The organism is Streptomyces thermovulgaris (assembly GCF_002155915.1).
Classification (GTDB): Bacteria; Actinomycetota; Actinomycetes; order Streptomycetales; family Streptomycetaceae; genus Streptomyces; species Streptomyces thermovulgaris.
Genome location: NZ_MUME01000211.1, coordinates 1 through 10,328, shown reverse-complemented (window position 1 = coordinate 10,328; position 10,328 = coordinate 1). Strand labels below are relative to the sequence as shown.

10 protein-coding genes and 1 tRNA gene are annotated in these 10,328 nt (G+C 68.2%); 3 read left to right on the top strand and 8 right to left on the bottom strand.

Annotation, left to right across the window (positions count from 1 at the left end):
• Together CCN35_RS17560 and pyk are read left to right on the top strand one after the other, a co-directional pair.
• On the top strand, positions 1-684 hold a 684-nt coding region (locus CCN35_RS17560; protein WP_245863224.1), incomplete at its 5' end, for an SIMPL domain-containing protein.
• A 155-nt stretch (positions 685-839) separates the two neighbouring features.
• Entirely contained in the window at positions 840-2,285 is a 1,446-nt protein-coding gene (pyk, locus tag CCN35_RS17555) for a pyruvate kinase (protein ID WP_067393035.1), read from the top strand.
• Positions 2,286-2,304: 19 nt separating this feature from the next.
• Here the strand turns inward: pyk and CCN35_RS17550 are convergent.
• Positions 2,305-2,377: transfer RNA gene (locus tag CCN35_RS17550), tRNA-Leu, on the bottom strand.
• A gap of 104 nt (positions 2,378-2,481) precedes the next feature.
• Between CCN35_RS17550 and CCN35_RS17545 the strand changes: the two genes are divergently transcribed.
• Positions 2,482-3,153, top strand: coding sequence for an ANTAR domain-containing response regulator (locus CCN35_RS17545; RefSeq protein ID WP_067393038.1), 672 nt, complete (start codon positions 2,482-2,484; stop codon positions 3,151-3,153).
• 103 nt (positions 3,154-3,256) lie between these two features.
• On the opposite strand, the gene CCN35_RS17540 is transcribed toward CCN35_RS17545, so the two are convergent.
• The 7 genes from CCN35_RS17540 to CCN35_RS29540 all read right to left on the bottom strand — a co-directional run.
• The gene (locus tag CCN35_RS17540; protein ID WP_067393041.1) at positions 3,257-3,973 is read right to left on the bottom strand and encodes an ABC transporter ATP-binding protein; all 717 of its coding nucleotides are present in this window, start codon (positions 3,971-3,973) and stop codon (positions 3,257-3,259) included.
• A complete protein-coding gene (locus CCN35_RS17535; RefSeq protein ID WP_086793441.1) occupies positions 3,970-4,974 on the bottom strand; it encodes an ABC transporter ATP-binding protein in 1,005 nt (334 codons plus the stop codon). Before CCN35_RS17535 ends, CCN35_RS17540 begins: the two co-directional genes overlap by 4 nt.
• A 3-nt stretch (positions 4,975-4,977) precedes the next feature.
• Positions 4,978-6,810, bottom strand: a complete 1,833-nt coding sequence (locus CCN35_RS17530; protein WP_086793439.1) for a branched-chain amino acid ABC transporter permease — start codon at positions 6,808-6,810, stop codon at positions 4,978-4,980.
• Between the two features lie 5 nt (positions 6,811-6,815).
• Entirely contained in the window at positions 6,816-7,748 is a 933-nt protein-coding gene (locus CCN35_RS17525) for a branched-chain amino acid ABC transporter permease (RefSeq protein WP_067393050.1), read from the bottom strand.
• A 109-nt stretch (positions 7,749-7,857) separates the two neighbouring features.
• Positions 7,858-9,087, bottom strand: coding sequence for a branched-chain amino acid ABC transporter substrate-binding protein (locus CCN35_RS17520; RefSeq protein WP_067393053.1), 1,230 nt, complete (start codon positions 9,085-9,087; stop codon positions 7,858-7,860).
• A 288-nt stretch (positions 9,088-9,375) separates the two neighbouring features.
• On the bottom strand, positions 9,376-10,002 hold the full coding sequence (locus tag CCN35_RS29545) for a Tat pathway signal sequence domain protein (protein WP_079129673.1): 627 nt from the start codon (positions 10,000-10,002) through the stop codon (positions 9,376-9,378).
• A gap of 161 nt (positions 10,003-10,163) precedes the next feature.
• Positions 10,164-10,328, bottom strand: a 165-nt coding sequence (locus CCN35_RS29540; protein WP_425444302.1) for a PaaI family thioesterase, incomplete at its 5' end; no start/stop codon positions are given.

The following is a 10,328-nucleotide window of genomic DNA, read 5'->3' as shown; positions in this document are numbered from 1 at the left end:
CTCCCCTACGGCACCCCCGACGAGCCCCGTATCTCCGTCCGGGGCGAGGCCCGCCTCGAAGTCGACCCCGAGATCGCCCGGATCGGCATCACCGTCGCCGCCCGCGGCAAGGACCGCCGCTCGGCCCTCGACGACCTCACCCGTCGCAACGCCGCCGTCATCGACCTCGTCAAGTCCTACGGCCAGGCCGTCGAACGCCTGGAGACCGGCGCCTTCTCCATCACCCCGGAACTCACCCGGCACGGCCGCGGCGAACGCATCCGCACCTATCACGGCACCGTCCATCTCACCGCCGTGCTCTGCGACTTCACCGCCCTGGGCGAACTCACCACCCGCCTGGCCGACTTGGAACTCACCCGGGTGGACGGACCGTGGTGGTCCCTGCGCCCCGACTCGCCCGCCCACCGGCAGGCGCGGCAACAGGCCGTACGCGAGGCCGTCCAACGGGCCAGGGAGTACGCCGAGGCGCTCGGCACCACGCTGTCCGCCCTCGTCGAAATCGCCGACATCGGCGCGGAAAATCCCCCGTCCCCTCCTCTGGTCCCCGGTGCCCTGCAAAGGGGCGAGTTCTACGGCGCACCCGGTGCGCAGCCCGAGGCCGCACCCCTGGACCTGGAACCCAAACGGCAGCACGTGTATGCGCAACTCAACGCGCGATTCACGATGGCACCGCCCACACTGTAGTCAGAAAACCGTCCCCCACCGTCCGGCTGCCGCGACGGTCGTCCGGCACTTTTCCCACGCTCTTTCATGTCCCTGCGATATCACTTCACCCAAAAGTTGTTGAGCGGTCATGCCGTATTGCGGCACCGCCCTTTGGTAAGGCCTGGGCCCACATCATGCGCCGAGCAAAGATCGTTTGTACTCTCGGACCCGCCACGGACACCTACGACCGGATCGAAGCCCTGGTCGACGCCGGAATGGACGTCGCCCGTTTCAATCTGAGCCATGGCGACCGCGCCGAACACGAGGAGCGCTACCGGCATGTGCGCAAGGCCGCCGACCGGGCCGGACGCAGTGTCGGAATTCTCGCCGACCTCCAGGGGCCGAAGATCCGGCTCGGCCGTTTCCGTGAAGGACCGGTGCTTCTCGAACGCGGCGACACCTTCACCATCACCGTGGAGGAGGGCGTCGAGGGCGACCGTCATCTCTGCGGCACCACCCACGCAGGTCTCGCGGACGACGTCGCCCCCGGCGAACGCATCCTCGTCGACGACGGCAGGGTCTGCCTCGAGGTGACCTCGGTCGACGGCCCCCGGGTCCGCACCAGGGTGATCGAGGGCGGAGTGGTCTTTGACCACAAGGGCCTGAACCTCCCCGGGGTCGCCGTCTCCGTCCCCGCCCTGACCAAGAAGGACGAGGACGACCTGCGCTGGGCGCTGCGCACCGGCTTCGACGTCATCGCCCTGTCGTTCGTCCGCAGCGGCCGGGACGTGCTGGAGGTCCACCGGGTCATGGACGACGAGGGCCGCCGCCTCCCGGTCATCGCCAAGATCGAGAAGCCCCAGGCGGTCGAGGCCCTGGAGGACATCGTCTCCGCCTTCGACGGCATCATGATCGCCCGTGGCGACCTGGGCGTGGAGATGCCCCTGGAGCAGGTCCCCATCGTCCAGAAGCGGGCGATCAAACTGGCCAGGCGCAACGCCAAGCCGGTGATCGTCGCCACCCAGATGCTCGACTCGATGATCGACAGTTCCCGCCCGACCCGCGCGGAGGCCTCCGACGTGGCCAACGCGGTGATCGACGGCACGGACGCGGTGATGCTCTCGGGCGAGACCAGTGTGGGCAAGTACCCGGTGCAGACGGTGCGGACGATGGCCCGGATCATCACGGCGGCCGAGGACGACCTCCTCGCCAGGGGACTGCAGCCCCTGGTCGAACGGGACAAGCCCCGTACGCAGGGCGGCGCCGTCGCCCGTGCCGCCGCGGAGATCGGCGATTTCCTCGGGGCCGCGTTCCTGGTCGCCTTCACCCAGTCGGGCGATACGGCCCGTCGTCTCTCCCGCTACCGCTCCCCGATTCCGCTCCTGGCCTTCACCCCGGAGCCGGCCACCCGCTCCCAGCTCAGCGCGACCTGGGGCGTGGAGACGTTCCTGGGGCCGTGCGTCGACTCGACCGACGCGATGGTCGAGCAGGTCGACGAATTCCTGCTGAGAAGCGGCCGCTGCGAGAAAGGCGATGTGGTGGTCATCACAGCCGGTTCACCCCCCGGCGTGCCCGGCTCCACCAATCTGGTCCGGGTCCATCGCATCGGGGAGGACGACGTCCTCCGGGGGAACCGGTGACCTTGGACTTGGAGGAAAGTACCCCGGGTCGGATTCGAACCGACGCTGGATGGTGTTTGAGACCATTGCCTCTACCGCTGGGCTACCGGGGCCCCTTCAAAACGAAGATCGACGGTCACCCGCCGTGCCCCCACCTTACCGCAGCTCGGTACGCTCTTGAGAGCAGTATCTTCCTCTCCGGAACAAGGAGCGCCCCGTGACCGCCGAGCCACCTCAGCCCGTAGACGTGTCCGACGACAAGTCGCACAGGCCTCCGCTGACCACACGGGTCGTCATCGCCGAGGACGAGGCGCTGATCCGGCTGGACCTCAAGGAGATGCTGGAGGAGGAGGGGTACCGGGTCGTCGGGGAGGCCGGGGACGGGGAGCGGGCCGTGGAGCTGGCCCGGGAGCACCGGCCCGACCTGGTGATCCTCGACGTGAAGATGCCCAAGCTCGACGGCATCTCGGCGGCGGAGCGGATCGCCGAGGAGCGGATCGCGCCGGTGCTGATGCTGACCGCGTTCTCGCAGCGGGAGCTCGTCGAGCGCGCACGGGACGCCGGTGCGATGGCCTATCTGGTCAAGCCCTTCAACAAGGGCGATGTCGTCCCGGCGATCGAGATGGCCGTGTCGCGGTTCACGGAGCTGAAGGAGCTGGAGAAGGAGGTCGCGGACCTCACCCAGCGCCTGGAGACCCGCAAGCTGGTCGACCGTGCCAAGTCGGTGCTGCAGACGGAGTACGGGCTGACCGAGCCGGCGGCGTTCCGCTGGATCCAGAAGACGTCGATGGACCGCCGTATGTCGATGCGGCAGGTCGCGGAGGCGATCCTTCAGGACAGCGAGGAGCGGAAGGCCGCGAAGAACGCCGCCAAGCCCGACAAGGGCTGAGCCGGACGAGGAACGCGGGGAACGGCGGACGGGCCAAGGGCCCGCGCCCCCTGGGGGCGCGGGCCCTTGTGTCATGTCCTTCGGCCTTTCGGCCCTGGGATTCTCAGTCCTCGCCCAGGTACGCCTTGCGGACCGATTCGTCGTGCAGCAGCTCCTGGCCGCTGCCGGACAGGACGATGTTGCCGACCTCCATGACATAGCCCCGGTCGGCCAGGGAGAGAGCGGCCTGGGCGTTCTGCTCGACGAGCAGGATGGTGGTGCCCTGGGCCTTCAGCTCGGCGATGGTCGCCATGATCTTCTGCATCATGAGCGGGGAGAGACCCATGGAGGGCTCGTCGAGCATGAGCAGCTTGGGCCGGGACATCAGGGCTCGGCCCATGGCGAGCATCTGCTGCTCGCCGCCGGAGAGGGTGCCCGCGGCCTGCTTCCTGCGCTCTCCCAGGATGGGGAAGAGGTCGTAGGCGCGCTGGACGTCCTGCTCGATGCCGCTTTTGTCCTTGCGGAGGAAGGCGCCGAGCAGGAGGTTGTCCTCGATGGTCATCCGGGGGAAGATGTGCCGCCCCTCGGGGGAGTGGGCGAGCCCCATGGAGACGATCTGGTGGGCGGGGACCTTCTTCAGCGACTTGCCGTTGAACCTGATCTGACCGCCGACCGGCTTGAGCAGCCCGGACAGGGTGCGCAGGGTCGTGGTCTTGCCGGCGCCGTTGGTGCCGATGAGGGTGACGATCTGGCCGGCCTCGACGGAGAAGGAGATGCCTTTGACGGCCTGGATCTTGCCGTAGGCGACGCGGAGGTCCTCGACTTCGAGCAGTGCGGTCATCGGTCGTTCTCCTTGCCGGGCGCGGCGTCCGTCGTGCTCCGGTCCGACGCGGCGTCCGTGGTGTTCTCGGCGCTCTCGGCCTGTGCTTCCGTCTTCGCCTCGGCCTTGGCGCTCTCGGCCTGTGCTTCCGCCTTCGCATGGGCCTCGGCGCTCTCCACCTCGGCGGCCTCCTCGGCGCCGGGGGCGCCCTCGAAGGGCTCACCGAGGTAGGCGGCGATGACGCGTTCGTCGCGCTGGACGGTGACGCTGTCGCCCTCGATGAGCTTCTCGCCCTGGACGAGCACGGCGACACGGTCGCAGAGGTTCATGATGAACCGCATGTCGTGCTCGATGACGAGGATGGCGATGCCCATGTCCCGGATGGCGAAGACCAGTTCCTCGGTGGCGCGGGTCTCCTGCGGGTTCATGCCGGCGGTGGGCTCGTCCAGGAGCAGCAGGCCGGGCTCGCTGGCCAGCGCACGGGCGATCTCGAGCTTGCGCTGCTCGCCGTAGGGCAGGTTGCGCGAGAGGTGGTTGGCCTTGTGGGCGAGGCCGACGAACTCGAGGAGCTCCATGGCGCGTGCGCGGGAGGCGGCCTCGGCCCGGTGGAAGCCGGGACCGCGCAGCAGGGCGGACCAGAGTCCTTCCTTGGTGCGGGTGTGCCGGCCGACGAGCACGTTCTCCAGCACCGTCATGTTGGCGAACAGACGGATGTTCTGGAAGGTGCGGGCGATGCCGGCCGCGGTGACCTTGAAGGGCTTGGGCGGCAGGACCTGGCCCTTGTAGCGGACCTCGCCCTCGGTGGGGACGTAGAGCCCGGTCAGGCAGTTGAAGAAGGTGGTCTTGCCGGCGCCGTTGGGGCCGATGAGTCCGACGATCTCGCCGCTGTTCACGGTGAGGTCGACTCCGCGTACGGCGGTGAGGCCGCCGAAGCGCATGGTGACGCCGCGGGCGTCGAGGATGGGCGTGCCGGGGGTGGTGGCGTCGGGCGTGGTGCCCTTGGTGGTGGTGTCGGTTGTCATGGATCAGACCCCTGCCTTGCTGAGGACTGCGGGCGCTTCCGTGTCCTCGTGGAACTCGAGCTGGCGGCGCCGGTTGGCGATGAGGCCCTCCGGGCGGAAGCGCATCAGCAGGACGAGTGCGAGACCGAAGGCCAGGAGCTGGTAGTCGCCGAGGAACTGGAGCTTGGCCGGGATGAGGTAGAGCAGGGCCGCGCCGACGAGCGGGCCGCTGATGGTGCCCATGCCGCCGAGGACGACCGCGGCGAGCAGGAAGGCGGAGTTGGGCGGAACGACGTGGGCGAACATGTACTGCTCGGGGGTGACGGTGTAGGTGACGTGGGCCTGGACGGTGCCGGCGAGGCCGGCGAGCGTGGCTCCGAGGGCGAAGGCGATGAGCTTGACGCGGAAGCCGTTGATGCCCATGGCCCGGGCGGCGGTCTCGTCCTCGCGGACGGCGATCCAGGCACGGCCGATGCGGGAGTCGCTGCTGCGCCGGAAGACCACGACGACGACCAGCGTGATCAGGAGCATCAGCAGGAAGTAGTTGGCGAAACGGCCGATGGTGAACCCGAGGATGGTGTGCTCCTGGCCGAAGTCGAAGCCGAGGATGTTCAGGTTCGGGATGGAGGAGATGCCGTTGGAGCCGTTGGTGATGTCGGGCCCGGAGGTTCCGTCGGTGTTGAGGAGGGCGATGCGGAAGATCTCGCCGAAGCCGAGGGTGACGATGGCGAGGTAGTCGCCGCGCAGCCGCAGGGTCGGGGCGCCGATGAGGACGCCGAAGACCATGGAGACGACGGCGCCGATCAGTGCCGAGGCCCAGAACGGCAGCTGGATGGACAGGGGCGAGGACGGCGAGCCGGAGACCAGGGCGGCGGTGTAGGCGCCGACGCCGAGGAAGGCGACGTATCCGAGGTCGAGAAGACCGGCGAGACCGACGACGACGTTGAGGCCGAGTGCGACCGTGGCGAAGATCAGGATGTAGACGCCGATGGTGGCGTACTGGTCGTCGGACTGGGTGAAGGGGAAGGCGGCGGCCGCGACGAAGGCACCGATCATGGTGACCGTGCTGTGCCTGGCGGTGATGGCCGCGATACGGGTGATCAGCCCGGCCTTGAAGAGGGCGGCGAAGCCGAAGCCGGCGGTGATGAGGAAGCCGATGAAGAGCTCGTCGTACTCGGTGCCGATGCCGTAGGTGAAGACGGTCAGACCGGCGGCGAGAACGGCGACGATGATCAGGATTTCGGCGTAGGAGGGGAGCTTGCGGGCGGGAGCGGAGGGCTCACCGCCGGCGAGAGCGGCCCTGAGCACGGCGGCCTGGTGGCGTACGCCGTGGCGGAACCGGTCCCAGCCCGTGCCGTCGGCGTCGTGGTGCTCGGCCTCCGGCCGTTCGAACGGCAGGGAGAACGCGCCGAGCACGGCGGCGAGGGTGACCACCGCCACGATCCAGCCGCCGGGTTCGAGGTTGACGAGTCCGCCGAGCTTGACGCTGATGGCGATGACGGTGTACCAGGCGGTGGCGAACGTGCCGAGGGCGGCCAGCTTCAGGGAGCTGTTGGCACCTGCGGGGGCGAGCCAGCGCAGGCCCTTGACGCCGTAGGAGGCGAGGCCGAAGAGAGCGGTGAGAGCACCTCCGACGAGGACGAGTACTTGGAGGCCTCCGGGGTAACCATAGACGGTGAGGTCGCCGGGGAAGGCGGGGGTCCAGGTCCAGGCGAGGAAGGTGGAGGCGACAGAGAGGGCACCGCCGGCGGTGGCGAGGGCGCGGCCGATGTTCTCGGGGATGCCGATGAGGCCCTTGGGGGCTGCGGCGGCGGTGGTGGTGCTGGGGGTGTTGCTTGCTGTGGTCTGTGTGGTCATCGGTGTCACGCCCTGTCCGCGACTCGCTCGCCGAGCAGGCCCTGGGGCCTGAACAGGAGCACGAGGATGAGGAGTACGAAGGCCCAGACGTCGGCCCAGGACTGGCTGCCGAACTGGTGCATACCGGGGATGTCGGCAATGTAGGCGGTGGCCAGGGTCTCGGCGATGCCGAGGGCGAGGCCGCCGATCATGGCGCCGTAGATGTTGCCGATGCCTCCGAGAACGGCAGCGGTGAAGGCCTTGAGGCCGAGGATGAAGCCCATGCGGAACTGGACCTGGCCGTACTTGAGGCCGTAGGCGACGGCCCCGACGGCGGCGAAGGCGGCACCGAGGGCGAAGGCGATCACGATGATGCGATCGGTGTTGATGCCCATGAGCTTGGCGGTGTCGGGATCCTGGGCGGTGGCCTGCATACCGCGTCCGGTGCGGGTCCTCATGACGAAGTAGGCGAGGATGGCCATGCTGATGGGCGCGACGACGAAGAGGAAGATGTCGCCGGTCTGGATGGTGACACTGCCGATCTCGAAGGGACCGCCCTCGATCTGCGGGAAGTTGAGGGAGTCCTCACCGCCGGGGTACCAGGCCCAGACGGCCTGCTGAAGGGCGAGGGAGAGACCGATGGCGGTGATGAGGGGGGCCAGGCGCGGGGCGCCGCGCAGGGGGCGGTAGGCGAATCGTTCCGCTCCTATGGCGGTCAGGACGGAGACGATGATGGCTCCGAGAAGCATCAGCGGGAGTGCCACCCACATGGAGGTGCCGTCGGGCAGCACATAGAGATAGACGGTGAGGGCGCCGAAGCCGCCCACCATGAAGATCTCGCCGTGGGCGAAGTTGATGAGCTGGACGATGCCGTAGACCATGGTGTAGCCGATGGCGACCAGCCCGTACATGGATCCCAGTAGCAGGCCGTTGACCAGCTGCTGCGGCAGTTCGTTCACCGCATGTCCTCCGAGACGTTCGGAATGTTTCGACGGATGGGCCGTAAGTGAGTACGCGCGGGGCGCCAGTGGTACGGCGCCCCGCGCGACTTAGGTGGTGCAATCCGGGTCAGCCGGTGTAGGTGCCCGACTTCACGGGCTTCCAGGCACCCTTCTGGACGGAGTAGACGGTGAGCTGCTTGTTGGTGGCGTCACCGAACTCGTCGAAGGAAACCTTGCCGGTCACTCCGTCGAAGGAGACGTCCTGCATGGCGGCGGTGACCTTCTCGCGGGCGTCGTCGGGAAGCTTGCCGCCGTTGTCCTCGACCACCTTCTTGACGGCCTCGATGATGGCCCAGGCCGAGTCGTAGGAGTAACCGCCGTAGGCCTCGTAGGCCTCCTTGTAGCCGGCGGCCTCGTAGTTGGCGATGAACTCCTTGGCGGAGGGGAGCTCCTCGACCGGGGCGCCGACGGAGGTGGCGAAGTCGCCCTCGCCGCCGGAGCCGGCGAGCTTGATGAAGTCGGCGCTGTAGATGCCGTCGCCGCCGATGAGGGGAACCTTGGCGCCGGCGGCCTTGATCTGCCTGCTCAGCGGGCCGGCCTGCGGGTACTCGCCGCCGTAGTACACCATGTCGGCGCCGGACTTCTTGACCTTGGTGGCGACCGCGGAGAAGTCCTTGGTCTCGGGGTTGATGTGGTCGGTGCCGACGACCTTGCCGCCGAGCTTCTTGAACTCCTCGGTGAAGGTGGCGGCCAGACCGGCGCCGTAGGTCTTCTTGTCGTCGATGACGAAGACCTTGCGCTTCTTGGCCTCGTTGTACATGTACTGCGCGGCGAACGGGCCCTGGATGGCGTCGGTGGTCGCAGTACGGAAGTACGACTTGTAGGGGCGAGTCTTGCTCTTCTGCCAGTTCACGCCCTGGGAGAGGGCGGGGTTGGTGTTGGCAGGCGAGACCTGGACCAGCTTCGCGTCGTCGAAGACCTTCTGCATGGACTCGGCGACGGAGGAGTTGAGGGGGCCGACGACACCAAGGACGCTCTTGTTGGCGACGAACTTGGTGGCGTTCTGCTGGCCCGAGGAGGGCTGCGCCTGGTCGTCGAGGGCCTCGACCTTGAAGGTGACGCCCTTGACGTAGTTCTGCTTGTTGGCAGTCTTGGCGGCCAGGTCAGCGGAGTTCTTGATACCGAGACCCAGTGCGGACAGGTCGCCGGTCAGCGGGGCGTCGACGCCGATGGTGACGATGGTGCCGCCGCTGTCGGAGTCCGAACCCTTGTCCCCGCCCCGCGAACCACAGGCGGTGAGGGTGAGTGCTCCCGCTGCCAGTGCGGCGGTGATGGCGATGAGCGAACGTTGACGCACGATCAGTCCTTTCCCTGGCACGGCCACTCCCCCCTGGAAGAGGCCGAGTCAAGCGCCGGTCCGAAGATCTTTCCTGACCGCGCCGTGACTGGCCGTGACTCTAAGCGGGTGCAGGGAATGTGGAGGAGAGTCTGAGCCATGCTGTGATGCTCTTGTTATCACCCGACCTAATGCGGAGCGGTATCGCATGGGGGGAACAGTGGAATTCAGGCCGATTCGCCCTGTCCGGATTCTGAGAACCCGCAGGATGGGGAGAGGTCGGATCAGGTGTCTCAGGCGTTTTGGTGATTACCGGGAATCGTTGTCACACGCCGCTCGGAGGGCCCCGGAGAGGGTCCGTGCGTAGCGCGGGCCGAGGATGAAACTGTGCATTTGGATTGCTCGCGTATTACGCAGTGTTACATCCAGGAAAGGAAGTCCGACGTTCTCCGGAACCTTCCCGCAATCTCTTACATGCATGGTTATGACAACTTTTTGGGCGGTTCCCGCCCTCGTGCGGAAAGGGGGCCGGGGCTCGGAGGTGACGGAGAGTCCCGCGTACGGCTGGCTGACACGAGTCACGGTCACGGGCGGGCCGGAGCTCACACCGACCAGCACCGCGAAGCTGAAGCTCCTGGGCCCGGCGTCGCGGGGCGGTGTGGCCACCGCGTCCAGGTAGGAGACGTCGGTGACTTGGGAGGGATAGGGAGGGGCGGAGGGCGCGGGCGGCGAGGGGCGTTCGCGGGTGGCGTAGAGGTAACTGCCGCTTGAGAGAAGGAGGATGAGTGCGGCGGCCGTGAGGACGGCGCGGCGGTGCCGCCGGTACGCCCGCGCGAGGGGGCCGTACGGCCAGGGGGTGCGAGGCGGGCCGGCGGGACCGGGCTCGTCCCGCGCGAGCGTGCCCTCGCCCGGTTCGAGCGGTCCGATGCCGCTCATCGCGACTGCTTCGCCGGTGCCGTCGGTGATGCGGTGCCCCGATCCGGGCCGGGACCGGGGCACTTGTGCCTCCGGCCGGGGAACTCCTTCCGTCGTCATGCCATGACGCTAGGGCCGGCCAGGTCCGCAGGCAACGGCCGGGACGGAGGAGGTCCGGCGGCTCAGCCGGTCGCGGAGGAGCCGGAGGGGACGCCCTCGCCCGGCTTCGCATCGCGCAGCATGCAGGTCAGGCGGGCGCTGCACACACGCCGCCCCTCCTCGTCGCTGATGGCGATCTCGTACGTCGCCGTCGAGCGCCCCCGGTGGACCGGCGTGGCCACGCCGGT

Bases quoted from the DNA above. Each gene is read 5' to 3' on its own strand.
- pyk (WP_067393035.1), top strand. From the start codon at position 840: ATGCGCCGAGCAAAGATCGTTTGTACTCTCGGACCCGCCACGGACACC.
- CCN35_RS17540 (WP_067393041.1), bottom strand. From the start codon at position 3,973: ATGACCGCACTGCTCGAAGTCGAGGACCTCCGCGTCGCCTACGGCAAG.
- CCN35_RS17535 (WP_086793441.1), bottom strand. From the start codon at position 4,974: ATGACAACCGACACCACCACCAAGGGCACCACGCCCGACGCCACCACC.
- CCN35_RS17530 (WP_086793439.1), bottom strand. From the start codon at position 6,810: ATGACCACACAGACCACAGCAAGCAACACCCCCAGCACCACCACCGCC.
- CCN35_RS29545 (WP_079129673.1), bottom strand. From the start codon at position 10,002: ATGAGCGGCATCGGACCGCTCGAACCGGGCGAGGGCACGCTCGCGCGG.